We start from the raw sequence: 24,798 nt of genomic DNA, 5'->3' as shown, positions 1-24,798 counted from the left end.
CCGGGGCGCCGCCCTGACCAGAGCAGGAGGTGGCCCGTGTACGCACGTTCCAGCACCATCGCGGCCCAGCCCTCGTCGATCGACGACGGGATCGCGTACCTGCGTGATGAAGTGATGCCGAATCTGCCCGAAATCCAGGGATGGGTCGGCTTGTCCTTGATGGCCGACCGGTCGACCGGGCGCTGCATCGCCACGACCTCATGGGAAGCAGAGGAGGCATTGCATGCCAGCAGAGGACGAGTCCAGCAACTGCGCGACGGCCTGGCCCGGCGGCTCGGCGGCCGGGTGGAGCGCGTCGAGGAATGGGAGATCGCGGTGATGCACCGTGACCATCCGGCCGGCGACAATGCCTGTGCCCGGTGTTCGTGGGTGCAGGTCGATCCGGGCCGGCTCGACCAGCTGGCCGACACGTTCAAGATGGAAGTGCTGCCGCAGACGGAGATGCTCGACGGATTCTGCAGCGCGAGCCTGTTCCTCGATCGGGCCAGCGGCCGAGCGGTGGGAGCGACCGTATGGGAGACCCGGGAGGCGATGGAGGGCAGCCGCGAGCAGACCAACCGGATCAGGACCATGGCGACGCAGCGAGTGAGCGCCAACGTGCTCGAGGTCGGAGAGTTCGACCTGGCGTTCGCGCACCTGCGGGTACCCGAGATGGCCTGAGGTCCTCCGATATCCGGCCGGAACACGGGTTTGTCCGGCCGGATCTCCGTGCTCGCGATCGCGCGATCCGCCCGATCCACGAGCGCTCGGACGCCGCGCCGCACGCCGACGGTATAGATGTCGATTACCCGCGAGGTAATGGCCGCGCCCCGCGGCCGTTCGTAGGATCGGGGAGTGAGTACCCCCACGGCAGGCGACCTGCTGCGACACTGGCGCTTGGAACGCAGGCTGAGCCAACTGGAACTGGCCGGACGGGCCGACACCTCGGCCCGGCACTTGAGTTTCATCGAGACCGGACGCGCCACCCCGAGCCGGACCATGATCGTGCACCTGTCCGAGCACTTGGAGATCCCGTTGCGCGAACGCAACCGCGTGCTGCTGGCCGCGGGCTACGCCCCCGCCTACGCGCAACCCGGCCTGGACACCCCCGCCATGGACGCCATCCGCGGCGCGATGCGCGAGATTCTCACCGGTCACGAACCCTATCCGGCGCTGGCCATCGACCAGAACTGGACCATGATCGACGCCAACAGCGGTGTGGCCGTCCTCATCGACGGCATCGATCCGGCACTGGCGCGACCGCCGGTGAACGCCCTGCGGCTGAGCCTGCACCCCGACGGGATGGCCGGGCGCATCCGCAACCTCGCCGAGTGGCGCGGCCACATCTTCGCCCGCCTGGCGCGCCAAGCCGAGGTCACCGGATCACGGGACCTGGCCGACCTGCTCGAGGAGCTGCGGTCCTATCCCGGTGGCGAAGTCGAGCTCGCCGTCCCCGAACCGGACCAGGCGGTGGTCCCGCTGCGGATCGAACACGACGGGGACGAGCTGTCGTTCCTCAGCGTCACGACGGTGTTCGGCACCCCGATGAACGTCACCGTCGCCGAACTGGCCATCGAATCGTTCTTCCCCGCCGACGAGGACACCAAGAAGCGCCTCACCGCGGGCGCCCGGTGACCCCCGCCGCCCAGCTGTCCGCGCTGCTCGGCGTGTCCGTGCGCGCCGTCACCGATCTCGGCGAAGGCCACGCGTGGACGCTGCATCGCGCCGAATTGGCCGATGGCCGAACCATTTTCGTGAAGGCCTCGCAGCAGCCGACACCGGTCTTCGCGGCCGAAGCGGCGGGCCTGGCGTGGCTGCGGGGGACGGGCCGGGACCGCGACGGCGTCAGCGCGTTGCTGCCGGAGGTGCTGGCCGCCGACGAACGGACGCTGGTGCTGCCCTGGCTGGAGGAATCCGGCCCCACACCCGCTGCCGCCGAACGTCTCGGCCGTGAACTGGCCGCGTTGCACGCGGGCCGATCCGAGCTCTACGGTGCGCCTTGGGACGGCTGGATCGCGCGCCTGCCGCTGCCCAACACCCCCACCGACGGGCCGTGGCCGCGGTGGTATGCCGAGCATCGCCTCGCACCGTACCTCGCTGCGGCCGCCGGGTCTCTCGGCGCCGAGGGCACACGCCTGCTCGAGCGCGTCATCGAACGCATCGACGACCTGGCCGGGCCCGACGAGCCTCCGGCCCGCATCCACGGCGACCTCTGGTCGGGCAACATCCTGTGGACCCGGCAGCGCGCGATGCTCGTCGACCCCGCCGCGCACGCCGGTCACCGCGAGACCGACTTGGCCATGCTGGCCCTCTTCGGCGCGGCGCACCTGGACCGCATCCTCGCCGCCTACCACGAGACCCATCCGCTCGCCGACGGGTGGCGAACCCGTACGCCGCTGCACCAGCTGCACCCGCTGCTGGTGCACGTCGTGCTGTTCGGCGCTGGCTATCGCGCGCGGACCGTCACCGCGGCCCGCGCGGCGCTCGCGTCCTGACCTGCGGCCCGCGCGTCACCCGTCGACCCGGGCGATGACCTTCTCCGCGAAGCGGGACAGGTTGGCGATCTTCGTGTCCAGCGGCTCGGTGTCCTGTTCGGTGGTGTAGGGCAGCCGGAATCCGACGATCACATCGGTGACCCCTTTGTCCTCGAGGCGCTTGATGCCGTCGACGGTGAAGCCGTCCAGCGAGATCACGTGCACTTCGAAATCCTCGCGGGTGCCGTATTCCGCGCGCAGGGCGTCCAATTCGGCCAGCAGCCGGTCGAGTTCGGCGCCGTCGCCACCGGCGTGCATCCATCCGTCGCCGCGTCGGGCGGCCCGGCGCAACGCGGGCTTGCTGTGCCCGCCGATCAGGATCGGCACCGGTTCGGTCGGCACCGGGCTGATCTTGATCGGCGGGATGTCGTAGAACTGCCCGTGGTACTCGAAGTACCCGCCTGCCGAGAGTCCGCGCACGATATCGATGCATTCGTCCATCCGCGCGCCGCGTTTGTCGAACGGCACACCCATGATCTCGAAGTCGTCCGGCCACGGGCTGATGCCGACGCCCAGCCCGAATCGGTTACCGCTCAGCGCGGCCACCGAGGCGGCCTGCTTGGCCACCAGCACCGGGGGCCGGATCGGCAGCTTCAGCACGAAGGGCGTGAAACGCAGCGTGGTGGTCACCGCCGCCATCGCCGCGCTGAGCACGAAGGCCTCGATGAACGGCTTGTCCTCCAGGAACTCCCGGCTTCCGTCGGGTGTGTAGGGGTACTTCGCGTCGGATTCCCTCGGATACGCCACGCTGTCGGCGACCGCCATGGAGGTATAGCCCGCCTCCTCTGCGGCCTTGGCGAGAGCGAGGTAGTACGACGGATCGGTCATCGTCTCGGCGTAGGTGAAGCGCATGATGCTCGCCTTCCTGGCGCGTCGAGCGCGCCGCGTGGGCCCCGGCGCCGGTGCCCGCGGACCGGGCCCTGGCCGAGACGTGAGGGGAACCGGCGCAAGCGCGACCCAACCGCCTCGATGGTGTCGAGGCCGCTCGGGGGAACACCGCCTACTGCCATGGGTTGGTGAAACCTTCCGGAATCAAGTGGTCGAACATCGCCTTCATCTGTGGTGACAGCCGCATCAGTTCGATGTGCGAACCGAGCGGTCCGCCGTCGAGGTAGGCGAACTCCATCCCGACGCCTTCGAACCCGCCGCGCGCGACGATCTCGACTCCCGCCGCGCGGGCCTCGGCGAGCGCGGCGTCGTAGTCGTCGGGCACCCAGGCGGCGTGATGCAGGCCGGGGCCGAGACGATCGAGATGCTCGGAGTACAGGCTCACCCCGCCGCGCGGCTCGATCAGCTCCAATTGCTGGCCGCCCGCGTAGCCGAGCGCCACGCCGATGGTGTAATCGGCGGGCGCACCATGCAGTTCGGCGGTATCGGGGCCGAAGTGGACCTCCGGAATGGTGAACCACTCGCCGACCCCGTACCGGGTGGTGAACGCCCGGACTGCCGCGGCCAGGTCCTCCACCACCCAGCACAGCTGGAAGATCGGGCCTTCGGTGATCATCGGCGTCCTCCGAGGCGGCTCATCAGCCGCGGACACCACCGGTAGGCGGCCAGCACGGCTCTGTTGTAGCGGGGGAACACGATGTACGGCTTGTTCTTTCGCATGCCACGCAGAATGTGCTGCGCCGCCCGTTCGGATCCGATCATCCCGATCGGAATGCGGCGCGCCGGCCCGCGATACGAATACCCCGGCAGGTCGATGCCGGAATCGACGATGTCGGTCGCGACCCCTCCCGGTACGGCCACGCTGACCCTGACGCCCGCCGCGGCCGCTTCGACGCGCAGCGCGGTGCTCAACCCGACAACGGCGTGCTCGGTCATCGCATACGCCGCCGACGGCGCCACGGGTGTGAGTCCCGCGATGGAGGCCATGTTGACGATGTGGCCGGAACCCTGTGCGCGCATCAGCGGGTAGGCGTGCCGCGTCCCGTGCACCACACCCCACAGATTCACGTCCACGATCCGCTGCCACTGCGCCAACGGCATGTGCTCGGCCGCGCCGCCGAGGCGGATACCCGCGGTGTTGAACAGGAAGTCGATGCCTCCCAGCTCGGCAACGGCTCCGTGGATGAGGCGGCGCACCTGGTCGTCGTCGGAGACGTCGACGACCTGCGTATGGATCGCGGTATCGGCCGCCAGCCCCACCAGCCCGGCGGCATCGTCGTCGGCGGCCACGACCGCGACGCCCCGCGCGGCCAGCAGTCGGCACAGCGCGGCGCCGATGCCGGACGCGGCGCCGGTGACCACCGCCACATCATTCACGTCGTTTAATTAAGCATCTGTGTTTAACATCGTCAATACTTGTGTTTAGTACAGTGCGGGTATGCCGAGCGACGATTCGCGCACCGCTTTGCTCGACGCCGGAGAACGCCTCATCGCCGAACGCGGCGTCGACGTGCCGCTGCGCGACATCGCCGCCGCGGCGGGCCAGCGCAACAACTCCGCCGTGCATTACTACTTCGATTCGCGCACCGGCCTGATCGAGGCCATCGTGCAGCGGCGGATGAACTGGCTCGAACAGCGGCGCATGCAGCTGCTGGCCGCCCACGAAGCCGAAGGCGGCGCCAACGACCTGCCCACCCTCGTCGCCATGCTCGCGACACCCATCCTCGAACTGCTCGGCCACCATCGCGTGACCCATCTGGGCCGGTTCCTGGAAGTCGTGCGCACCCACCCCGTGGTGGCGGACGCGCGCCGCCTCGCCGGCGCCGACCGCGCCGCGGTCCGGATCATCGCCACCCGGCTCGACGCCGCACTGTCCGGCCTGCCACGGCGGCTGCGCAGGCAGCGCCTGGAATCCATGGCCACCGTCATGTTGGCCTTGATCGCCGACTACGAGCGCACCCTGGAATCGGGCGTCCGCACCGCCCACCCCGGGGACGCGGCGGAAATCGTGGACATGATCGTCGCCATGCTCACCGTGCCCGTCCACGACGACACAGCAGCCGCACCGGGACATTGAAATCGGCGCGGCGCGCGACCGGACACCGTCCCCGCCGCCCACGGTCGGCACTCCGCCGCAGACCGGCGACCAGCGGCAACGCGCGGCACTCGTCATTACGGCAGTCTCACCGCCTCAACCCAGCGTCCGCCGTGGCCCGGGCGCACACCCCGGGACCGTCGCCAGCCGCCGGTCGCTCTGGGGCACGGTTTCCGGGAACCTGTGGTGGAGCCGGTCGACATAGCGGCGCACAGCGCGCAATTCACTGTGCAGCTCGTTCCGCCTTGCGGGATCGCCACGGTGGGCGAATCCGATCTCCCTGGCCAATGCCTGCGCACGCACGGCGAGCAATTCCAAGAAGACCCGGGCCTGGGCGAGGTCGGCGTCGTATTCCATTCGGTAGGCCGATCTGTCGTCGATTCACATTGTCGGTCGCCCAGCGCTCACCGTGCCGCGGTCCTCGGCCGAGGGGAGCAGGACATGATGCTAACCGACCTGTTGCCCTGTAGGTGCCGAAATGGGACTGTCCGACTCACGCTCCGGCGGCCGACGTATCGCCCGCGCGTATCGTGATCGTATGGGCGTCATCGGGGAGCTGTTTCCGGGTAAGAAGCTGACTCACGACGGCAGCGAGGACAGCGACGGGCAAACCCACACACCGCGCTTCGACATCGACCTCGACTCCGGCGTGGTGCGGGTGCCTCGCGCCACCCGCCCGGCGACCGAGGACCGAGCCGAAGAACGGCGAGAGCCTCTCCAGCAGTAATCATCTCGCTGATCACAACCCGTTACGCCCCAGAAGCGCACCGGTAGCGTCGCCGCAATGGGCAATCCTGATGGACGACGGCGGCCGCTGAAGACCGTCACGGGAGTCAGCGGTGCGGTGAGCGTCTACGCGGCGGCCATCGATCCGACCACCACCACGATCGCGTCCTCCATCGAGGTCGCGAAGATCGCCGAACGACACAAGTTCGACGCCCTTTTCGCCGCCGACCTGCTCAGCTTCGGGGCACAGGGCGCGATCGGCGCGCAGGAACCCTTGATCTTCCTGTCCGCGTTGAGCGCCATGACCTCGCACGTCGGACTGATCGCGACGGTGACCACCACCTTCCACCACCCCTACAACCTCGCACGGTTGTTCGGCACACTCGACCACATCAGCAACGGCCGCGCCGCGTGGAACGCGGTGACTTCCTCGGTGGGGGAGGAGAACTACGGTGACCAGGACCTGCCCAGCCCCGAAGAGCGTTACGCACGCGCGACCGAATCCCTCGAGGTGGTCAACGCACTGTTCGACAGCTGGCAGCCCGGCGCGCTGACCTCCGACGGGCGCGGCGGCGCGATCTTGGACGCCACCCGCGTCCGGCCCATCGATCACGCGGGGCAGTACTTCACCGTGCGCGGGCCGCTGAACATCCCGCCCCTGCCGCAGCGCCGCCCCGTCCAGTTCCAGGCCGGGCAGTCGGCAGGCGGCATCGAGCTGGGCGCACGATTCGCCGAGGTCGTGTTCACCTCGCTGCCGACACCGGAAGACGCGGTGACCTACACCAAGCGCATCCGCGCCCGCGCCGGCGAACTCGGCCGGGCCGAGGGCCTGCCGTTGATCATGAGCTCGTTCCACGCGACCTACGGCGCCACCGAAGCCGAAGCCCGACGTCTGGCGCGAGAACAAGCGGAGGCAACCGACTTCCAGGCCGGACGCGCCGCGCTCGCCGATATGCTGGGCGGCGGCATCGACCTGTCCGACCTGCCGTTGGACAAGCCGCTACCGGAGAGTCTGCTCCCCGACGTGACCTCCGTACACCGCAGACGCGGCCGCGTGGAGATCTTCGGCAACTTCGCACGGTCCGGAAAGACACTGCGGGAGCTGATCATCGCCGCCGAAGACACCGGGCACTGGGCAGCCGTCGGAACCCCCGAACAACTCGCCGACGCGGTCGAAGAACGCTACAACGCAGGAGTTCTCGACGTGATCTCCCTCGGCGGGCTCGCCGACGAACGCACCCGCGACTTCGTCGTGAACGGACTGCTGCCGGAACCGCGCCGCCGCGGCATCGTCGGCTCCGACTACCTCGGCGGCACCCTCCGCGAAAACCTCGAACTCCCCCCGCTACCGGAATGACCCCGGCGACGCCCGCCACCGCGCCGCCGAGTTACGAACGGCTGGTCGACGCACCGGAGCCACTACCGGCTGCTAGCGGGTGAGAACCGGCGTCGAGGTGTTCATACGGCGATCCGAGGCCTCGTTCTGCGGCGGGTTCGTGTTCCGCACCCAGGTGATGTTGGCGACCAGATCGTCGTCGAAGACGAGTTCGTCCCACAACAGCCGCTCGGATTCCGGCGCAACCTGCTCCGTCGGCCGCGTCGGTTCGGCGGGCGCCGCGGGTTGCTGCGTCTGCTCCTCGGGCAACGGCGTCACCATCCACGACAGCGCCCGCATCGGACTCAGGTCGTAGCGGCGCGTGCCCTGTGCGACAGCGGCCACCGCGCCGGCACAGGCCATCACACCGGCGAGCAACGCCACCGGCGTCAGCCCGGCGCCGGCCATGCGCCGCGCACCGGTCCCCGAAGCGCCCGTGGAACCTTCGTCGAAAACCCGCAGAATCGCCGCGCCGAAACCTTCCCCTTGATCGACCAGGGTCCGCAATTCCGGCCCGCGAGCATCCAGATACAGCAGCATGGCGAGCACCAGAACGGCCGCGGCCACACTGGAACCCATCACCAGGTGAGCGAACATGCGGGTGCGCGAGCGCAGGTGCGCCACCACCGCGAACACGGTGACGACCATCGCGGCGGCGGCCAGCAGACCCCAGCCGCCACTGATGTTCACATCACGGAATTTCGACACCGACCACTCGTCGACGCCGTCGGTGAAACCGGAAACCCGGCCGAACGCGTTGGAGCGAGCCTCGCCACCGGAGCCGGACGCCGAAAGCCACGGCTGGAACAGCAAAGCGAACGTGGCGAGACTCGTGACCGCGGCGAAGAGAAAACCCCAATCAAGCCTCCGTGGTGGCGTCGCGCCCTGTGCCGGGCGGCCGGAGCCGCGGCTCCGACGGTGTCGCGCTTCGGTTACTTGCCAAGGGGTTGGTTGTACCATTGCTCCAGTTTCGCCGGTACCGCGTGAATTATGCCGCCACCCAGCGCAATAACAGTGGAATTGCCCGGGAGGGTCAGAATTCGCGGCACATCAATGAGATGTAATTCGATCGGGCGTCATCGGCCATCGACGGAAATAACCGTAAGCAGCTCGGTCGCAGCAGGCAAGCGTGATCCATCTCCCAAGCATCGTCCCAGCTCCGCACGTATCGAGCCGAGAGTGACCCAACCGGTGAGTAACATTTCCGGCCATGGCGTTGAACTCGATATTCGCGTTTCCGCCGCAACGCGTCCGCGCGTCCGCGCGCGAATTGCTGTGACACGCTTAACACGTGCGAAATGGGACTTCGGTCACAAACTCGCACACCAGGTGTCCGCAACGACCGACCGGCCCGACGACCGAGCGAACGCCGCCGCTCAGTGAGCCTCCGCCGCCGCACGCGCGTCGACGACCGCACGAGCGATCTCCGCCAGACGCTCATCCGGCACCTCCACCGCGCCGTCGGCATCGACCAGCACCGCCGTCGGATAGATGTCACGCAGCAGATCCGGCCCGCCCGTCGCGGTATCGTCGTCGGCCGCGTCGAACAACGCCTCCACCGCCAGGCGCAGCGCCCCCTCTTCATCGATATCGCGGCGGTAGGTCTTCTTCAACGACGACTTGGCGAACACCGACCCCGAACCGACCGCCGCGTAACCGAAACGCTCCTCATGCCTGCCGCCCACCGCGTCATAGGACACGATCCGCCCCGCCCGCTCCGGCTCGGCGGCATCCAGGTCATAGCCGACCAACAGCGGAATCACGGCCATATCCTGCAGTGCCGCAGGCAAATTGGCGCGCACCATCGCCGACAACTTCGAGGCCTTGCCATCGAAGGTCAGCGAAGCCCCCTCGATCTTCTCGTAATGCTCCAACTCCACCGCGAACAAGCGAATCATCTCCAACGCCATCCCCACCGTGCCCGCGAAACCCGCCGCCGAATAGGTGTCGGTGACGAAAACCTTCTGCATATCGCGCGTCGCCACCAGATGCGCCATCGTGCCCCGCCGGTCACCGGCCACCAGCACACCACCGCGATAAACGACCGCCACGATCGTCGTCCCATGCGGCGCGGCACCATCTCCGCCGCCGCTGATGGCGAACCCTCCCTCCGGCAACAACTGCGGCGCGTACCTGCGCAAGAACTCCGAGAACGACGCCTCCGGGTACCGCAAACCGAGAGGCAGGTAGCTGTCGGTCGTCATGAATCACCTTTCCGGGCCGAGCCTGCACCACCCGCGAACGCGATACGTGCTCTCCCGCCGACGTTACCGGAACGAAAACGCCCCGGCTGACAACCAGCAGCGCCCCGCTACGCCGCGTCGCCCCCGACGCAGGTCTGCGGCGCGTCGATCCGCACGCACGGCACCGGAGCGCGGGTCGGCTGATAACCCGCAGCCACACCACCCGCCCGGATCAGCCGGACATAGGCATCGACCGCATCGGTCGCGCGACGCGCCAACGCCGGATCGGTCAGCACATCCACCGTGTAGAGCCCGAACCGCGGCGCGTACGAACCCCACTCATAGTTGTCGGTGAGACTCCAGTAGTTGTAACCGATGACGTTCATCCCATCAGCCTTCGCCCGCTGCAGCCAATACACCGTGTCCCGCAGATGATCGGCACGCGTATAGCCATCCGGGCGAACCTGCCCGTTCTCGGTCGGAAGACCGTTCTCCACGACATACAGCGGACGATCCGGAAACTGACGCGCGTAATGCCGCAACGCGTAGTAGATGCCCTCCGGATGCACCGGCAACTCCCACATCGCAGGACCCTCCGCCGCACCCCCCTGCGCCGCCTCCCCGGTCTCCGGCAGCGGCGCGAAGTAGTAGTCGACCCCGATGAAATCCAGCTTCGCCGAGATCTGATCCACGATCGGCTGATTGACCTCCGTCTCCGCACCCGCCACATAACCCAGATTGCTGGTCACCAGCGCATCCGGCCGATAACCGTGTATCACGTCGTAGATCTCGTTGTGCGCCCGCGCGATCCGATCCACCATCACCGGCGCCTCGTCGACACCGATCCCACCCGTGCGCAACTCGGTGCCGACATAAGCGGCAGGCTCGTTGAACGTCACCCACAACGGATCACGCGAGGAATACCGGTGCACCACCTTGCGCATATTCGCCAGCCAATCCTCGACCATCCCCGGAGCGCGCCACCCGCCACGATCGGCGGCCCACCCCGGATACACCCAGTGATCCAACGTCAGCATCGGCCGCATCCCCGCCGCGATGATCCGCGCGATCACATTGTCGTAGAAACCGAACGCCGCCTCATCCCAAGCATGCGGCGCGGGCTGCAACCGCGCCCACTCGATACCCACCCGGTAGACCCGCACACCCAGACGCGCCGCCAGATCGATATCGGCGATGTAGCGGCGGGCGAAGTCCACCGAATCCCGGTAGGGATCGGCCGTCTCACCCGCCGAGATGTAACGCGACCAGTTGCTGTCCGGCGCATGACCTTCGGACTGAAACCCCGACGACGACACACCCCACAAAAAGTCCACATCGAACGGAAGCAGCTGGCCGCTCGGCTGAGCGGCGGAAACACCCGAAGACATCAGCACCGCCGCAGCGGCGGACAGCGCGGCGAACCCGCGCCGACGAGTGCGTGTACCCATCGCCGTAGCGTAACTGTCAGATTGCTGGCACAGTTGTAATGACGCCGTGTCGCCCCTCCGGCAACCTCACGACCCCTCAATCCCCCCGCGACCGCCGCGCCAACTCCACCGTCGCCGCCCGCAACTGCTCGACCGCGTCGATCCGAGCCGCATACCCCACCCTCGTGCGCGCGACACCCCGCGGCGTCACCACCCGCAAATCCAAGCCATACCGGTCCGCACGCTCACAACTGGCCGCGCTCGCGTCGGGATACCCGCCCAACCGCCGCGCCATGGCAAGCAACGCATCGGCATGGTCGTCGTTCAGATGCGCCACCGCACGAGCCGCCGACGGCAGCACCGGATCCGGCTCCGCCGCCACGTACTCCTCGGCACTCACCGAATCCATTCGCCCGTACCCACCGACCCAGCGCACCCGGCGCACGCGCAGAACCCACAGCGAGAAATCGCTGTAATCGATGTACATCCGCCCCGCGGCCACCGCAGCCAGATACGCCTCCCGCGCCGCGACCGCCTCCGCACCCACCGGGCGCTCCACCACACCCGCCAGCGTGATCCGCGCACCCGCCAACGGGTCCGTCGGCGGGTCCGGCGCCACCACCGCCACACTCGCCCGCGCGTCCGCCGCCAGATTCCGCCCGTGCTCGGCCAGCCGCGACACACACAACACCGGCTGCCCTTCCAGCAACCCGTAGGCCACCAACGACGCCCACGGCGAACCATCCTCCGCCAGACTGGCCAGCGTCGCGGTATTCGACGACACCGCAACAGTCTTCGCCTCCTCCGCCGCCGAGGGACGAGCCGGACTCGGCACCGGCGCCAGCGGCGGCGGCACCGAAGGCGCGTCGCCGGGATCACCATGATCGACAGTCATGCCCCCATCTTCCCAGCGCGTCCCCGCGAAACGCCGCACATCCTCACAAGCGCGAATCAATTGGCCGCGCGCAGACGCCGCCGATCGGCCAGACTTGCCCAGGTGACCAGATACGCATTCGACGCCGACCGCGCCGCCCTCGTCGCCATCTGGGCGACCGGACGAGGCGACCTCGCCCAGACGGTGGCCACACTGCCCCCGCAGGTGACCACGGACCAGGCAACCGATCTGGCGTCGAACCTCACCACCCTCTCGCGATTCCAATGGCGCACCTACACCCATCCGGCCAGCGCCGCAGGCGACCCCGACGTCCCCAACAGCGAAGCATGGCGGCGCGCCGAAGAACGCAGGAACTTCAAAGAAGTGGAAGCTGGACTCCGCAGCCCCAACCTGCCCACCGACGAAGGACTGCTCGTCTCCTACAGCGGCGTGGTCGAATCCGCCCACCGCATCGGACGCACCCTGCACGACATCGACGACGACGCCCTGCGCGACACCGTCGCCGCCGAGGTACGCACCGAACAGGAAGCGATCGAATCCGCCGAACGCGGCGACCTCTCCGGCCGCGCCCGCCAAGCCGTCGAACTGTCCCGCCCCGACGTATCCCCGGCACAAGTCCACGCCGCCGACGCCCTCCTGCGCACCGACCCGCTCGGCAGCATCGAACTGTTCACCGAACTCGACCCCGCCTCCGCCTCCGTCGCCGCGGCCCACTGGCTCTACGCCGCCGCCGAAGTCGCCGGAGAGGCCGCGGGCGTCCACACCACCGATGTCGTCGCCGAAGCCGACGACATCGAAGCGCTCCAAGTCGAGACACCCACCCTCGTACTCGAACGCCTCGCCGCGGGCGACACCCCCACCGAAGTCGTCCTCGACCTCATCGCCGAAGCAATGGCCGTGCACGAAGGCCGCGTCCCCGCACCGTGGAGCCTCGTGGCTCGCGTCGCGGAAATCGAAGCGCAAGCCCACCGATTCGGCGTCGACGCCGACACCCGCGAGGCAATGCTCACCAGCTTCCGCATCAGCCGCCTCGACCCCGCCCGTCCCGCGCTCGACCTATTGGAGGACCTCCTCGACGGTATCCGCGGCTGCCTGCTCCTCTACGCCGCCCACAACGACCACGACGACCCCGAAACCCGCTTCGCCGAAGAAGTGCGCCTCGAAGCCGACGCGGACCCCGAAGACCTCCTCTGAGCCCACCGGCGGGGCAGAGTCGCCCTGTCCCGCCTACGGCAACTCAGCCGCCGACTCGGTCGCGGACCACGGCCGGTTCCGGTGTCAACCAGCCGCGCAGCGCGCGGTAGACCCCCTCGTGATTGAGCAACGCGAAGTGGTGCGCCGACGCGAGATGCAGGCCGTTCTCGACGTCGAAACCGATGCGGCGGGCGCGGTTACGCCCCGAGCCGCTCGACGTGAGCACCAGCCCGTCACCGATCACACGGCCCAGCGGATGCCGCGGACTGCGCGTGACGGTAGCGGTGACGAAATAGTGATCCGCACCCACCAGCAGCGGAACCTCCCGGATCGCCCGGCGACGCAGCGCGTCGGCATCCAGGTCACGCCAATCGTCGTCCACCAGAGAGCCATCTCGCAGATCCCGGATGCCCGCGCTGCGACGACGCAACAGACGCCCGAACGGACGGGTCTCGGGCAACCGCACCAGCGCCGCGGACGCATAGTGCACGAACTGCTCCAGCGGTGCACCGAGATGAGGTGAACCAAGGCACACCACCTGTCGTACCAGCCGCACCCACGCCAACCCGGCCTCACCCGCCTCGAAGCACGCGCCCCGGGCGACCAACCCGCCCATCGAATGACCCACCAGCGAGATCCGCTCGATCGGCACCGGCCAGTGCTCGACCAGACACAGCATCAATGCGCTGAACTGCCCAGCGTTGTCCGAGATGTGCAGACCGGAGTTGTACCGGACATACAGCGCCGTACAACCCGCGTCCGCCTCCAGTCGCTCGGCATAGGTCGGTCCGCCGCCCAAGCGCCATGCGTGCTCGGTCTCCACCAACCCGTGCAGGAAGACCACGACATGCGCACCGGGCCGCCGGACCCGCGCGCCGACCAGCTCGGCGCGCACGGGAGCGCCGTCGACACGGAACGTCATCGGCCCCGCCAGAATCGGGCGGGCCTGCTCGAGTTCGTCACCGATCAAACCCTGCAGCGCGGCGAGAAACCCCGCCCCGTACACCGTGCGCGACGGCGCGACGGCGGGCAGATCCGCGGTTCTTTCCGCGACCCTGCCCGCCGCCACCGCCGATCCGCTGACGACGCGGTAGACGCCCTCGGCGATCACATCGTGCATCAGCTGGACCGGAGCAGCCGCCGGCCCAACGCCCCAGCGCACCGCGGTGAACACCCGCTGCGCGATCGCTCGGTGCACGGCCGCGATACCGTCGACCGCGCCGCTGAGTTCGTCACCAGCGAGGCGAGCCAGCGCCCGGACCTCCGCTTGCCGTTGGCGTGCATCCTCCGTCATGCGCTTAGTGTACAAGTGTGCACTGAAATTTGTGGGACCCTATGGCACCCGCGACACGGCCACCGCCGATTCGGTGAGGCTGCCCAGATACAGCACGCCGTCCTGCTCGACCACGCCGGTCACCATCGAATAGTCGGTGCCTTCGACCTGAAGGTCGTGCACTACTTCACCGTCGAAATCGACCGCCATCACCCACACCGTCCGCGCCGGCTCCGGCTGTGCCCACTCCGGCAGCGTCCACACGACGCGCCGCAGAATCCCCGGCAGCGGGAGAAGGCGATCCAGTAGCGGATTGCGGGGCGAAGGAAGGGTGATCCAGATCAGGCCGTCGCTACCGAGGCCCAGGTTGTCAGGGAACCCGGGCAGGTTCTCGATCAGCCGTTCCCGCGTGCCCGCCTTCGGGCCGGTCAGCCGATAACGCGTCAGCCGGTAACCGCCGGTCTCCGCGACGACCACACTGGAGCGATCGGGTGCCAGCACGACGCCGTTCGCGAACTGGAGATCGTCGATCAGCGTCTCCACCTTGCCCGCGGGATCCCGGCGGAACAGTCGGCCGGTGCCGGAGTGCTCGAGAATGTCACCCATGTACTCATCGAGCGTGTACCGGCGCGAGGACGCCGAGAAATAGATCGTCCCGTCGGTGTCGCGAACGACGTTGCTGGCGAATCGCAGCCGCTCTCCATCGATCTCGTCGACCAGCACGGTCAGCCGGCCCTCGGTATCCAGCTCGAGCAGTCCACGCTCGACATCGCAGATCAGCACGCGCCCATCGGCGTCGGCGTGCAGGCCGAGCGGGCGGCCGCCGGTGTTCGCGAGTTCACGTACCTCGCCGGTCGCCGGATCGATGCTGAGAACGGCGCCACCTTGGATGCCCGCGATGATCCTGCCGTCGGGGGAGAGTACGACGTCCTCCGGGCCTTTGCCGGGCAACTCGAGGCGCCGGAGCTGGGGAAGCGGTGGCGTGCTGCGGGTTTGGCGTGCCCGAGCAGGGGAGGGCGGCGGCGTCCAGCGCTGCGGCCGCATTGTCGAGGCGAGCATGGCAGCAGGCTATCCGGGGGAGTGTGGAGTTCCAGCGAGAAAGGCATCGGGTAGGCGACCGCCACTCCATGTCGGCAGGGAATGAAGAGGAAGGACGTCCCGGCCTCCGAGCGTCACGCAACTATATATTGCCTTACGTAGATATACGCATCTAACAATATAAGTTCGTCTGTCATCGCTCCACCCCAGACACGCACACTAAAAACAGCAAAGACGTCAGGGGGCCGGTAGTGCGATCGGTGGTGTTCTGTGCGAAGCAGTTGGTTCCGCGTTTGATCGGCCGCGGGCGTGTCATCACGGCCGGTAGGAGCCGGTCGGCAGGGTGTGGTGTCAGGGTTGGTGAGTGATGGTGTACCAGAGAATGGCCAGTGTGCCGAGCGTGAACAGCGGTGCGACGACGAAGGTTTCGAATTTGTTGCCGGTGCGATCGATGATCGGGAAGCTGACTCGGAGATCGAAGGGCCAGAACAGGCGGCAGCCGCGATCGGTGAGGCAGTCGCCGATCAGGTGGGCAAGCGCGCCCAGTCCGACCGCGAACGGAAGCCAGACCGGCTTGTCGGCGATCCAATGCTCCATGACGAATGTGCCCGCGCTGGCGAGCACGATGATCGGCCCCCATGCCTTGAAGTTGTTGCCGGACGGGCACAGATGCAGCGCGCGCACTGCCAGGGCCAGCAGGAAGAAGACCAAGCCGAGGGTGAACCACCGTCCGAGCCAATGCTCGCCCGCCCACGTGCCGTACGCGACAGCGGCGACGAATGCGAACGAGTGTGTGGCGCCGCGGTGCCCGCCTGCGACCCAGGAGATGAGCCGGCAAGCGGTGTGCGTGATCGGGCCCAGTGTGTGCGAGATCGTCCCTTGGGGGTGGTCCGCATCGGGCAGCAGCGCGGCCCCGGCAGTGAGAAAGACCCCCAGCAACAGATCGACCGTGCCGAGACGTCCCGTCGCATCCTGCAGAGCCGGAAAGGTCAAGATCGTCACCGGCAGCGTCGCTGCCGCCGCCGACCAGGCCAGCGCGCCACTGGTCGCATGTGAATGTCCAAGCACCACTCGAACGTTAGTTCAGCTTGCTATCGGCACGCGAATGCCGTTGCGTAGGGGAGGCTCGAGTCGAGATGATCTTGATCGCTCGATGTCGGGCCTGGCCTGTGACGGGGTAGGGGAGTGCTGTCTATGGGCACGGTCGCTCGAAAGGTGTTGCGCGGACGGTCGGAATAGTGGCGGCGAGGGGCTCGCTGATCGTTCGATGCCGCCGGATTCTGTTTCGCTTGAAGCGCACCATCCTAATGATTGCGATACGTTCATGTGCGTATATATACATATATCTTCCCAAAGCAACGTCACCTTCCAATCCTCTACAGCTCGAAAAGCACAGAGGCCAAGAAGTAGCGCGCAGTTGCGGCACCTGGAGCAGACGAGGGGACAGATCCCGAATCGCTGATCGGATGCGGACCACGGTGGGCGGCCATTTGCGGGCCGTCCATTGGCGCCGGGGACCTATTCTTCTCCGCGCAAGGGCTCGCACCAGTGCCCGTCGAGTAATTCGGTGCTAGAGGACGTCGCCGATGGCAACTGTCGCCGCAGCCATCACCTGCCGCGCCAGCTCGAGGCAGTCGACCGGCGCGGTGGTGTCGACGGTCACGACCGGGGTGAGCGCGAGAGGTTCGGCCAGCCGCGCCCAGCGGTCCCAGTCGTGCGCGAGGTGGGCGTCGTCGTGGTACAGCGCAGCGCGGGTACGGCCACGGTAGCGGGCGCGTGCGAGTTCCGGCGGAACCGAGCACCAGACCTCGACGGCTCGTGTCGCCCCGGAAGTCGCGATGCCGTCCGCGGCGTACCGCGTGTCACGGGGTTTGAACCACCAAGAGTCGACCAGGACCACGCCGGGGAGGGCGGCGGCGAGCGTCCACGCGGCCTCCATCGCTATCGCGCCGATGTTCGGTAGAACGGCAGCGCCGTCGAGCCCGGAGCCGAGTGCCTCTTTGATGACGTCCTTGGTGAGCAGGTGCGCGCCGAGTTCTCGCGCCAGTGTCGGGGCCAACGTGCTCTTCCCTGAGCCGGGCAGTCCGTTGACGAGAATGAGTAGTTCGCAGATGTGACGAAACCTCCAGAGTGGCCCGCGGGCACCGGGTCAGCGGATGGCGTGGAGTAGCTGGTCGAGACTCCGCACCGATCCGGTCGAGTGCGTCCGCGATGGCGTCGGCGGAAGCGCCGGCATCCCGTCTGCGGGGCTTGTCCTCGACCGTCATGGCGTGATTCTTGTAGTCGACCGGCGGGAACGGCAAGTGTGTTCGATCGTGCGGCCGAGGAGCGGATGTTTTCGGGCCCGGTGCGCGAGACCTGCCAGTGAACTGGTCGCTAGGTATTTCCCAATTGTGGGGATTCCAGTTCGTAGTGCGCGCCTACGCTGCATCGCGTAGCGCGAACCGATCGATTGCCGAGTGCGAAGGCGAATGTCGTTGAGACGCCTGGCAACTCTCTGGTTTCGACCAGATCGGCTGGAACAGCGGTAGGGATATGTGGGAGGTTGCGGTGGGTAAGGGTCGCGGAGTCCATCTGTGCGGCAGCGTTCCTCTGGCGGATGCGCGCACGGTCTTCTCAGAGGCAGCACGGCGCATGGGGTCGCACGTGAAGCGCATTCCGGACGGTGAGACCGGAGTGCGGGACAACTGGGTGGTGTGGCAACTGCCCAAGATGCAAGCGAATCCGGACCTGGAAACCGTGCCACCGCCGAGCCCGGAATACGGGCCCAGCGAACGAGTGCAACCCAAGCCCGGCGTGGACGCGGCGTCGGTCGACTTCGGCCCGTTGGGTTACGCGGAGGCCGCCCTCGAGTCCTGGCAGGTGTTCCGGCAGCTGCGTGCGGAGGGCACGATTCCGGCGCGGGTCCGGTTCCAGGTCAGTCTGCCGACGCCGATCGCGGTGATCGGGGCCTTCGTCGCGGGTCCGCAGGGGGAGTTGGAGCGCCGATACGAGGCGCGTCTGCTCGACGAGCTGGACACCATCTGTGCCGCGATCCCGGCGGAGGACCTTGCGGTGCAGTGGGATTGCGCCGTCGAGTTCGCCATCTTCGAGGGCATCTTTCCGTCTTGGTTCGGGGACGACTATCCGACGCAGCTCGAGGCAGTGGGGGAGCGCCTCATCCGGCTGGGCACCGCGGTGCCCGAGTCGGTCGAGCTCGGCTACCACCTCTGCTACGGCGATTTCGGTCACCGTCACTTCGCCGAACCCGCCGACACCGGCCGGCTCGCCGCCGTCGCCGGTCGCGTCCTGGCCGGGCTGGAGCGTCCGGTGAACTGGATCCATCTGCCGGTCCCGCGTTCGCGCACCGACGCCGCCTATTTCGAACCCCTCGCAGATCTGGTCCTTCCGCCTGAGACGGACCTGTACCTCGGCCTGGTCCACGCCACCGACGGCCGGGCGGGCGCACTCCAGCGCATCGAAGCTGCCCGCCACTCGGTCCCCGAGTTCGGCATCGCCACCGAGTGCGGCATGGGCCGCCGCCCAGCCGACCAGATCCCGGACTTGTTCGACCTGCACGCGGAACTGGCGGACACCCTGGCGTGAGCCGACTGCCTCGGCGCCAGGCCATGTTTCCGGGGTTGGGCCCGGCGCCGAGCGGTTCGTTCTCACGCCGATAGGGTGGAGCGCTGGAAATCGTCGGGCGTGCGAATAGGGGGAGAGGCTTGCAGGACCTCTACATAGTGAGTCACCCGCACGCGGAGCACACCGAGAGTGATCTCGTCGGCGGGTGGTACGACTCGAAGCTGACGGCGCGCGGTCGGCGTGACGCCGGCCTTGTCGCCGAGGAGTTGGCGCGCCGGTGTGCGGGTGCGTTGCGGCCGGTGCGGATCACGACGTCCGACCTCGCTCGTTGTACCGAGACGGCGGGGATTCTCGCCACGGCACTCTCTGTTCCGGTTGCGGCGGATCGGCGGTTGCGGGAGATCAGCTTCGGGCATGCGAACGGCCGACCGAATGCGTGGCTCGCGCAACGGCAGGTGCCCGCACCCGACCACGATCGGCTCGACCACCGTGGTCCCATCCGTGAGGCGGAGACGCGGCGTGAGGTCGCGACCCGAGTGGATGAGTGTGTGCGTGAGTTGATGGCCGACACCGATCATGACCACATCGTCGTCACGCACGGTTACGCGCTGACATTCGTCATCACCACATGGATGATGATCCCGGTCGAGGCGGCCGGTTTCGCCTCCTTCGCGACCGTGCCCGGCGCGATCACCCACCTGCGGCATGACGATTACTGGCGCAACCGTGCGGTGCTCGGTCTCGCCGATACGTCTCACTTGAGGTAGGACGGGGTAGGGTTCGAGGTCGCCGGAAGACCCTGCCGCCGGGAGGGATGCTGGTCCTCGCACCACTCGATTCACTCATCGAGAAAGGTGGTGAGGGCGTCGAGCAACTGGCCACGTCCGTGTTCGGCGCGGTCGAGATGTGCGAAATGCGTTGCCCCGGTGAGTTCGACCGCGCGCACCTTCTCTGCCCTTACCAGATGCCGCGTCAACGATTCGATATCTTCGGGTCGGCTCCAGAAGTCGTATTCGCCGCGCAAGATCAAGGTGGCGGCGGTGATGTTTCCGGCGTGCCAGGGCAGGCGTCCGGTGGCGAGTTCATAGCTGTCGGCGAGCGCACCGGACGGGGCCCGGAAGCTGGGCGGGGTGCGGTCGCGGCTCGTCGGGTCGGAGGCCATGGCAGCGCGCGTGTAGGCCTCGACCACAACCGGATCGCGCCAGATCGCTTTGTCATCGACCGGAATGGCTTCGTCCCAGGCCGGAAGCAGGCTCGGGGCGGTGAGCCGAGAACCTCTAGTTGACATAATGTTGATTATCGGCGCAAATTCGGCGCAGGTTGCGAGAGTGGATGTCTGCGGTATGTCCTTGCTGTGTCACGCCTTTGGCTCCTACGCCCCAGCTGGGATCCGCCCTCGGAGTCTCGAGCGGCCGGATGTTCGCGCTCGACGATTGGTCCCACTTGGCCCCTTTGTCCGCTTGGTGGAAATTTTCCGGTGATTATCGGCTTGCTTGGTGAATCTTGCGTTTTCCCTAGAGTGACCTCTCTGGCGTTAGTTGTCGGTCGCATGTAAACGTCACAGTGACGATGCTCGTGGCGTTCTCGCTCGCTGCAGCGTGCGGTGGCTGTCGGTGGTAGGTCCAGTGATCGGTGATTGGCCCTGGATGTGGTGTCCAGTTCGCGGCACCCTGAGTCGGTGCTGGTTCGTCGGTTGGTCGCGTTGTGCGTCGGATTGTGGTTGTACGGGTTCTCGATGGCGGTGATGGTGCGGGCCGGGCTCGGGTTGGATCCGTGGGATGTGTTCCATCAAGGGGTGGCGCGACACGTGTCGATCGGTTTCGGTGCCGTGACGGCGGTTACCGGTGTCGTGGTGCTGGTGGCCTGGATTCCACTGCGGCAGATGCCGGGTTTGGGCACGGTGACCAATGTCGTGGTGATCGCCTTGTCGGTCGATGCCGGGCTCGCGTGGTTGCCGTCGTGGGATCTGCTCGCGGTGCGGGCCGGCGCCATGGTTGCGGCTGTGGTGCTGAATGCGGTGGCGAGCGTGTTGTACATCGGCGCAGGTATGGGGCCGGGACCGCGGGATGGACTGATGACTGGACTGGTCCGGCGAACGGGTCGATCGGTGTGGGTGGTACGCACGGCGATCGAGGTGACAGTGTTGGCGACGGGCTTGATCCTCGGCGGCAGCGTCGGCATCGGAACGCTGGTGTACGCCTTCGGGATCGGCCCGCTGATTCACCTGATGATTCCCGCCGTGAACGGCTTCCTGCCGGGCTTCGCGCCGTCGGAGCCGGAGCTGGAACCTGTTGTCGGTGTGGCCCCTGCGGTGTGATCGGTTGCTGACTCCCCTATCGGTTCGGTCCCGCGCTGGTGGATTCGCTATCGTCACAGTGACGAAGTTGGTCGCTCGGAGAAGTCTCAGTCCGGTCGGATCAGTGCTGCATTTCGTTCCAGGTGACATCGAATCGCTTGCGAAGGAGCGCAATCGGTCACCGCCTTCGATCGGCATGCCTGTCCCCTGGCGCTGATAATTCGTGGCGATCGGCGGCATGTCCGGGGACAATTCGGGTGTGTCCGCTCTGCTGCCCGACGTGGTGCCCGCCGAAGTGTTCGCCGCGAGAATCCAACCCACGTTGAGGAGTGAGACGCTGCTGTTGCGGCCGTGGGTTGATGCCGACGCGGCCGTGGTGCATGCGGTTTACCGAGATCCGGACATTCAACGCTGGCATGGTCGCGATGTGGTCTCCGAAGCCGAGGCTCGGGAGCTGATCGCGCGCTGGCGGGCGGGGTGGACGAACGGGGACGGTCCGCAGTGGGCGGTCGTCGTCGATGATGTGGTCGTGGCCCGGATCGGGTTGCGGAAGATGTCGCCGCCGGAGGGCTTGGCTGAACTGGCGTATTGGACCGCGCCGGCGTGGCGTGGGCGCGGGGTGACGCCCGCGGCGGTCGAGACGGTCTCTCGCTGGGCATTCGAGGTCGGTTTCCATCGGCTGGAGGTGCTGCACTCGGTGCGCAACCTGCCGTCGTGTCGTGCGGCGGTGAAGGCGGGGTTCGCGGCGGAAAGTGTCAGGCGCAGCGCCGGATTGCACGCTGACGGGTGGCACGACATGCATGTGCATGCGCGCGTCCGCGCGACGTAGATCCCTGTACGGAACGTACTGTCCCAGATAGTCTGTGGGCAGCGATCCGGCAGAAGGTGAAATTCATGAGTGCTACCACCATCGCCCGGCAGTGCACCTTGTGTGAAGCGCACTGCGGAATCCTCGTGACGGTCTCCGGCGACCAGGTGACGCGGATCGAGGGTAATCCGCAGGACGTGTTGTCGAAGGGGTATATCTGCCCCAAGGCGACGGCGATGGGCGGGTTGCACCATGATCCGGATCGGCTGCGTACGCCGGTGCGGCGAGTGGGCTCGTCGTTCGAGCCGATCGGATGGGACGAGGCCTTCCTGGAGATCGGGCAGCGGCTGCGGAAGGTGCGTCGTGAGCACGGGAACAGCGCGATCGGCATGTATCTCGGTAATCCGGCCGCGCACAGCTCGTCGGTGCTGTACGCGGGGCTGCTGCGTGCGGTGTTGCTGACCCGGAATTTCTTCTCGGCGTCCTCGATCGACCAGTTCCCGCAGGAGTTCGTCGCCTGGCGGATGTTCGGCTCGAATGTGCTGATGCCGGTGACCGATATCGATCGGACCGAGCGGCTGGTGATCCTGGGGGCGAATCCCGCGGTGTCCAACGGGTCGGTGACCACTATGCCCAACGCGAAGCAGCGGATTCGGGATGTGCGGCAGCGCGGCGGGAAGGTCGTGGTGATCGACCCGCGGCGCACGGAGACGGCGCGGCTGGCCGATCAGCACGTCGCGGTGGCTCCGGGTGGTGATGTGTATCTGCTGCTGGCGATGCTGCATGTGCTGGTCGCCGAGAATTTGTGTGACGAGAAGGCGATTCGTGGGTCGAGCACCGGCTGGGAGCAGGTGCGTGCGCTGGTGGCCGAGGCGTCCCCGGAGAAGATGGCGGTGTACGCGGGGGTGGACGCGGAGACGATTCGTGGGCTGGCCCGGGAGCACGCGGCGGCGACCTCGGCGGTGCTGTATGCGCGAATCGGGGTGTGTCAGCAGGTGACCGGTACGTTGACGCATTGGTTGGTGAACACGATCAACGCGGTGACGGGGAATCTGGATCGGGCGGGTGGTCAGATGTTCGCCACGCCGCCGATCGATGCGCCACGGTACGGGAAGTATCTGCCGATGGGGTACGGGGCGTGGACGGATCGTTCGGGGACCTACAAGTCGTTCCGTTCGGAGTTGCCGGTGGCGGCGTTGGCGGAGGAGATGCTGACCGAGGGGCCGGGCCGGATCCGCGCGATGATCACGTATGCGGGCAATCCGGTGTTGTCGACGCCGCAGCGCGGGCGGTTGGGGGCGGCGCTGGACTCGCTGGATTTCTATGTGGCCGTGGACATGTACGTCACGGAGACGACGCGGCACGCGGATATCATCCTGCCTCCTATTTCGCCGTTGGAGCGGGAGGACGTCAATATCCTGTTCCCGATGTTCAGTGTGCGCAACAATCTGCGTTTCGACGCGCGGGTGTTCGAGCCGCCCGCAGGCGGGTTGGAGGATTGGCAGATCATGGCGCGGTTGATCACCGAGGTGGCGCCGCTGCCTGCGCGCCGGTTCGCCGCGCGGGTGCTCAATGGGTTGTTCGATCGGGTCAGTCCGGTTCGGATCGCCTCGCTCGGGGTGGCTGCGGGGCCGTATGGGGTGTTGCGGCGGGGTCACAAGGGCTTGACCGTGGGTAAGGCGCGGGCGGCGGGCGGCGGTATCGATCTGGGGCCGTTGCGGCCGCGGTTGCGTGAGCTGCTGGGCACCAAGGATCGGAAGGTTCATTTGGCGCCGGACGATTTCGTGTCGGCCGCGCGTGATGTGCTCGCCGACGCGCAGCGAGGAAAGGCGTTGACCGCGCCGGTCGATGGTTATGACTTGAAGTTGATCGGTCGCCGTCATCTGCGCAGCAACAATTCGTGGCTGCACAATGTGCCGTCGATGGTGAAGGGGCGGGATCGTTGCACGGCGCTGATGCACCCGGAGGACGCCGCGGTGCGGGGGTTGCGCGATGGTGAGCCGGTGACGGTGCGTTCGCGGACCGGATCGATCGTGGTGCCGTTGGAGGTCAGTGACGATATCCGGGCGGGGACGGTGGCGATTCCGCACGGGTGGGGGCATCAGGAGCCGGGTGTCGGGTGGACGGTGGCGGCGTCGTTGCCGGGGGCGAATGTGAATTTGCTGCACGATCCGGCGTTGACGGATACGTTTTCGGGGACTGCGGCGGTAAACAACACCTGGGTGACGGTGACCAGGGCGGCTGTCGATTCCGATGAGCGGCTCGAGGTTGGTGAGCGCGAGCCCGCGCCGACTGCTTGACGGTTGCAGCGTGTGCCGTCTTGCCTGGGTTGCCGCTTTTCACTGTGCGCTGTGATTCGATGGCCGAAGCCGGATTTCCCGCCTACGGGGGCGGCTGACGTGTGGTCAGCGTGTGCGGCCGTGCTGGTCGGGAAGGGTACCTGCGACCGGGTACCGATGTCGTGGTGCCCGGTCGCGTTCGCTGCGGCGGTCCATTCCGCTCATCACCGGACGGTCGGTGACG

The 24,798-nt window shown here is 67.4% G+C and carries 25 protein-coding genes; 12 read left to right on the top strand and 13 right to left on the bottom strand.

Annotation, left to right across the window (positions count from 1 at the left end):
* Window positions 1–36: 36 nt before the first annotated feature.
* The 3 genes from GVY39_RS24995 (at window position 37) to GVY39_RS24985 (ending at window position 2,474) form a co-directional block, all read left to right on the top strand.
* The gene (locus GVY39_RS24995) at window positions 37–660 is read left to right on the top strand and encodes a hypothetical protein (RefSeq protein ID WP_159928704.1); all 624 of its coding nucleotides are present in this window, start codon (window positions 37–39) and stop codon (window positions 658–660) included.
* A gap of 174 nt (window positions 661–834) precedes the next feature.
* Window positions 835–1,614 (top strand): helix-turn-helix domain-containing protein, encoded by a 780-nt coding sequence (locus GVY39_RS24990; protein ID WP_159928702.1) that lies wholly within the window; start codon window positions 835–837, stop codon window positions 1,612–1,614.
* Window positions 1,611–2,474: a fructosamine kinase family protein gene (locus GVY39_RS24985; RefSeq protein WP_159928700.1), complete on the top strand. Its 864-nt coding sequence runs from the start codon at window positions 1,611–1,613 to the stop codon at window positions 2,472–2,474. The genes GVY39_RS24990 and GVY39_RS24985 overlap by 4 nt, the downstream gene beginning before the upstream one ends.
* A gap of 15 nt (window positions 2,475–2,489) precedes the next feature.
* Here GVY39_RS24985 and GVY39_RS24980 read toward each other — a convergent pair whose 3' ends face one another.
* The 3 genes from GVY39_RS24980 to GVY39_RS24970 form a co-directional block, all read right to left on the bottom strand.
* Window positions 2,490–3,365 carry a TIGR03619 family F420-dependent LLM class oxidoreductase gene (locus GVY39_RS24980; protein ID WP_159928698.1) on the bottom strand — a complete coding sequence of 292 codons (876 nt, stop codon included), beginning with the start codon at window positions 3,363–3,365 and terminating at the stop codon, window positions 2,490–2,492.
* Window positions 3,366–3,513: 148 nt separating this feature from the next.
* Window positions 3,514–4,017, bottom strand: a complete 504-nt coding sequence (locus GVY39_RS24975) for a VOC family protein (RefSeq protein ID WP_159928696.1) — start codon at window positions 4,015–4,017, stop codon at window positions 3,514–3,516.
* The gene (locus GVY39_RS24970) at window positions 4,014–4,778 is read right to left on the bottom strand and encodes an SDR family oxidoreductase (protein WP_159928694.1); all 765 of its coding nucleotides are present in this window, start codon (window positions 4,776–4,778) and stop codon (window positions 4,014–4,016) included. Before GVY39_RS24970 ends, GVY39_RS24975 begins: the two co-directional genes overlap by 4 nt.
* Window positions 4,779–4,839: 61 nt before the next feature.
* On the opposite strand from GVY39_RS24970, the gene GVY39_RS24965 reads away from it, so the two are divergent.
* Window positions 4,840–5,478, top strand: coding sequence for a TetR/AcrR family transcriptional regulator (locus tag GVY39_RS24965; protein ID WP_159928692.1), 639 nt, complete (start codon window positions 4,840–4,842; stop codon window positions 5,476–5,478).
* Window positions 5,479–5,592: 114 nt separating this feature from the next.
* On the opposite strand, the gene GVY39_RS24960 is transcribed toward GVY39_RS24965, so the two are convergent.
* Window positions 5,593–5,853 (bottom strand): hypothetical protein, encoded by a 261-nt coding sequence (locus tag GVY39_RS24960; RefSeq protein WP_159928690.1) that lies wholly within the window; start codon window positions 5,851–5,853, stop codon window positions 5,593–5,595.
* A 181-nt stretch (window positions 5,854–6,034) separates the two neighbouring features.
* On the opposite strand from GVY39_RS24960, the gene GVY39_RS24955 reads away from it, so the two are divergent.
* Window positions 6,035–6,223 carry a hypothetical protein gene (locus GVY39_RS24955; RefSeq protein WP_159928688.1) on the top strand — a complete coding sequence of 63 codons (189 nt, stop codon included), beginning with the start codon at window positions 6,035–6,037 and terminating at the stop codon, window positions 6,221–6,223.
* A gap of 57 nt (window positions 6,224–6,280) precedes the next feature.
* Complete coding sequence (locus GVY39_RS24950; protein WP_159928686.1) at window positions 6,281–7,579, top strand: NtaA/DmoA family FMN-dependent monooxygenase; 1,299 nt, start codon at window positions 6,281–6,283, stop codon at window positions 7,577–7,579.
* A gap of 72 nt (window positions 7,580–7,651) precedes the next feature.
* Here the strand turns inward: GVY39_RS24950 and GVY39_RS24945 are convergent, their stop codons facing one another.
* From GVY39_RS24945 to GVY39_RS24930, 4 genes are all read right to left on the bottom strand, one after another.
* The gene (locus GVY39_RS24945) at window positions 7,652–8,410 is read right to left on the bottom strand and encodes a hypothetical protein (RefSeq protein ID WP_159928684.1); all 759 of its coding nucleotides are present in this window, start codon (window positions 8,408–8,410) and stop codon (window positions 7,652–7,654) included.
* A gap of 563 nt (window positions 8,411–8,973) precedes the next feature.
* Window positions 8,974–9,801, bottom strand: coding sequence for a proteasome subunit beta (gene prcB, locus GVY39_RS24940; RefSeq protein ID WP_159928682.1), 828 nt, complete (start codon window positions 9,799–9,801; stop codon window positions 8,974–8,976).
* A gap of 107 nt (window positions 9,802–9,908) precedes the next feature.
* On the bottom strand, window positions 9,909–11,228 hold the full coding sequence (locus tag GVY39_RS24935; RefSeq protein ID WP_159928680.1) for a family 1 glycosylhydrolase: 1,320 nt from the start codon (window positions 11,226–11,228) through the stop codon (window positions 9,909–9,911).
* A 76-nt stretch (window positions 11,229–11,304) separates the two neighbouring features.
* Window positions 11,305–12,102, bottom strand: coding sequence for a HugZ family protein (locus tag GVY39_RS24930; protein ID WP_159928678.1), 798 nt, complete (start codon window positions 12,100–12,102; stop codon window positions 11,305–11,307).
* 102 nt (window positions 12,103–12,204) lie between these two features.
* Between GVY39_RS24930 and GVY39_RS24925 the strand changes: the two genes are divergently transcribed.
* Complete coding sequence (locus GVY39_RS24925) at window positions 12,205–13,296, top strand: hypothetical protein (RefSeq protein ID WP_159928676.1); 1,092 nt, start codon at window positions 12,205–12,207, stop codon at window positions 13,294–13,296.
* A gap of 43 nt (window positions 13,297–13,339) precedes the next feature.
* Here the strand turns inward: GVY39_RS24925 and GVY39_RS24920 are convergent, their stop codons facing one another.
* From GVY39_RS24920 to GVY39_RS24905, 4 genes are all read right to left on the bottom strand, one after another.
* On the bottom strand, window positions 13,340–14,590 hold the full coding sequence (locus GVY39_RS24920) for a triacylglycerol lipase (RefSeq protein WP_159928674.1): 1,251 nt from the start codon (window positions 14,588–14,590) through the stop codon (window positions 13,340–13,342).
* A gap of 39 nt (window positions 14,591–14,629) precedes the next feature.
* The gene (locus tag GVY39_RS24915) at window positions 14,630–15,628 is read right to left on the bottom strand and encodes an SMP-30/gluconolactonase/LRE family protein (RefSeq protein ID WP_236565650.1); all 999 of its coding nucleotides are present in this window, start codon (window positions 15,626–15,628) and stop codon (window positions 14,630–14,632) included.
* 330 nt (window positions 15,629–15,958) lie between these two features.
* Window positions 15,959–16,675 carry a metal-dependent hydrolase gene (locus tag GVY39_RS24910; protein ID WP_159928672.1) on the bottom strand — a complete coding sequence of 239 codons (717 nt, stop codon included), beginning with the start codon at window positions 16,673–16,675 and terminating at the stop codon, window positions 15,959–15,961.
* Between the two features lie 502 nt (window positions 16,676–17,177).
* A complete protein-coding gene (locus tag GVY39_RS24905; protein ID WP_223522084.1) occupies window positions 17,178–17,705 on the bottom strand; it encodes an AAA family ATPase in 528 nt (175 codons plus the stop codon).
* 536 nt (window positions 17,706–18,241) lie between these two features.
* On the opposite strand from GVY39_RS24905, the gene GVY39_RS24900 reads away from it, so the two are divergent.
* Window positions 18,242–19,192, top strand: coding sequence for a hypothetical protein (locus tag GVY39_RS24900; RefSeq protein WP_201295335.1), 951 nt, complete (start codon window positions 18,242–18,244; stop codon window positions 19,190–19,192).
* 137 nt (window positions 19,193–19,329) lie between these two features.
* Window positions 19,330–19,938, top strand: coding sequence for a histidine phosphatase family protein (locus GVY39_RS24895; RefSeq protein WP_223516168.1), 609 nt, complete (start codon window positions 19,330–19,332; stop codon window positions 19,936–19,938).
* 71 nt (window positions 19,939–20,009) lie between these two features.
* Here the strand turns inward: GVY39_RS24895 and GVY39_RS24890 are convergent, their stop codons facing one another.
* Window positions 20,010–20,459, bottom strand: a complete 450-nt coding sequence (locus tag GVY39_RS24890) for an alpha/beta fold hydrolase (protein WP_159928666.1) — start codon at window positions 20,457–20,459, stop codon at window positions 20,010–20,012.
* A gap of 447 nt (window positions 20,460–20,906) precedes the next feature.
* Between GVY39_RS24890 and GVY39_RS24885 the strand changes: the two genes are divergently transcribed.
* The 3 genes from GVY39_RS24885 (at window position 20,907) to GVY39_RS24875 (ending at window position 24,575) form a co-directional block, all read left to right on the top strand.
* A complete protein-coding gene (locus tag GVY39_RS24885) occupies window positions 20,907–21,488 on the top strand; it encodes a YitT family protein (protein ID WP_236565656.1) in 582 nt (193 codons plus the stop codon).
* Between the two features lie 238 nt (window positions 21,489–21,726).
* Window positions 21,727–22,296, top strand: a complete 570-nt coding sequence (locus GVY39_RS24880; protein ID WP_236565648.1) for a GNAT family N-acetyltransferase — start codon at window positions 21,727–21,729, stop codon at window positions 22,294–22,296.
* Window positions 22,297–22,361: 65 nt separating this feature from the next.
* A complete protein-coding gene (locus GVY39_RS24875) occupies window positions 22,362–24,575 on the top strand; it encodes a molybdopterin oxidoreductase family protein (protein ID WP_159928660.1) in 2,214 nt (737 codons plus the stop codon).
* Window positions 24,576–24,798: the final 223 nt, after the last annotated feature.

The sequence above is a fragment of the Nocardia sp. CY15 genome, assembly GCF_009829295.1.
GTDB lineage: Bacteria > Actinomycetota > Actinomycetes > Mycobacteriales > Mycobacteriaceae > Nocardia > Nocardia sputi.
Note: the sequence above shows the minus strand (reverse complement) of the source record. Positions and strands in the feature narration are given on the sequence as shown.

Excerpts from the sequence above, each read along its gene's own strand:
- GVY39_RS24975 (WP_159928696.1), bottom strand. The coding sequence starts at position 4,017 with ATGATCACCGAAGGCCCGATCTTCCAGCTGTGCTGGGTGGTGGAGGAC.
- GVY39_RS24920 (WP_159928674.1), bottom strand. The coding sequence starts at position 14,590 with ATGACGGAGGATGCACGCCAACGGCAAGCGGAGGTCCGGGCGCTGGCT.
- GVY39_RS24965 (WP_159928692.1), top strand. The coding sequence starts at position 4,840 with ATGCCGAGCGACGATTCGCGCACCGCTTTGCTCGACGCCGGAGAACGC.
- GVY39_RS24955 (WP_159928688.1), top strand. The coding sequence starts at position 6,035 with ATGGGCGTCATCGGGGAGCTGTTTCCGGGTAAGAAGCTGACTCACGAC.
- GVY39_RS24935 (WP_159928680.1), bottom strand. The coding sequence starts at position 11,228 with ATGGGTACACGCACTCGTCGGCGCGGGTTCGCCGCGCTGTCCGCCGCT.
- GVY39_RS24930 (WP_159928678.1), bottom strand. The coding sequence starts at position 12,102 with ATGACTGTCGATCATGGTGATCCCGGCGACGCGCCTTCGGTGCCGCCG.
- GVY39_RS24900 (WP_201295335.1), top strand. The coding sequence starts at position 18,242 with ATGGGGTCGCACGTGAAGCGCATTCCGGACGGTGAGACCGGAGTGCGG.
- prcB (WP_159928682.1), bottom strand. The coding sequence starts at position 9,801 with ATGACGACCGACAGCTACCTGCCTCTCGGTTTGCGGTACCCGGAGGCG.
- GVY39_RS24875 (WP_159928660.1), top strand. The coding sequence starts at position 22,362 with ATGAGTGCTACCACCATCGCCCGGCAGTGCACCTTGTGTGAAGCGCAC.
- GVY39_RS24915 (WP_236565650.1), bottom strand. The coding sequence starts at position 15,628 with ATGCTCGCCTCGACAATGCGGCCGCAGCGCTGGACGCCGCCGCCCTCC.
- GVY39_RS24960 (WP_159928690.1), bottom strand. The coding sequence starts at position 5,853 with ATGGAATACGACGCCGACCTCGCCCAGGCCCGGGTCTTCTTGGAATTG.
- GVY39_RS24890 (WP_159928666.1), bottom strand. The coding sequence starts at position 20,459 with ATGTCAACTAGAGGTTCTCGGCTCACCGCCCCGAGCCTGCTTCCGGCC.
- GVY39_RS24950 (WP_159928686.1), top strand. The coding sequence starts at position 6,281 with ATGGGCAATCCTGATGGACGACGGCGGCCGCTGAAGACCGTCACGGGA.
- GVY39_RS24980 (WP_159928698.1), bottom strand. The coding sequence starts at position 3,365 with ATGCGCTTCACCTACGCCGAGACGATGACCGATCCGTCGTACTACCTC.
- GVY39_RS24885 (WP_236565656.1), top strand. The coding sequence starts at position 20,907 with ATGGCGGTGATGGTGCGGGCCGGGCTCGGGTTGGATCCGTGGGATGTG.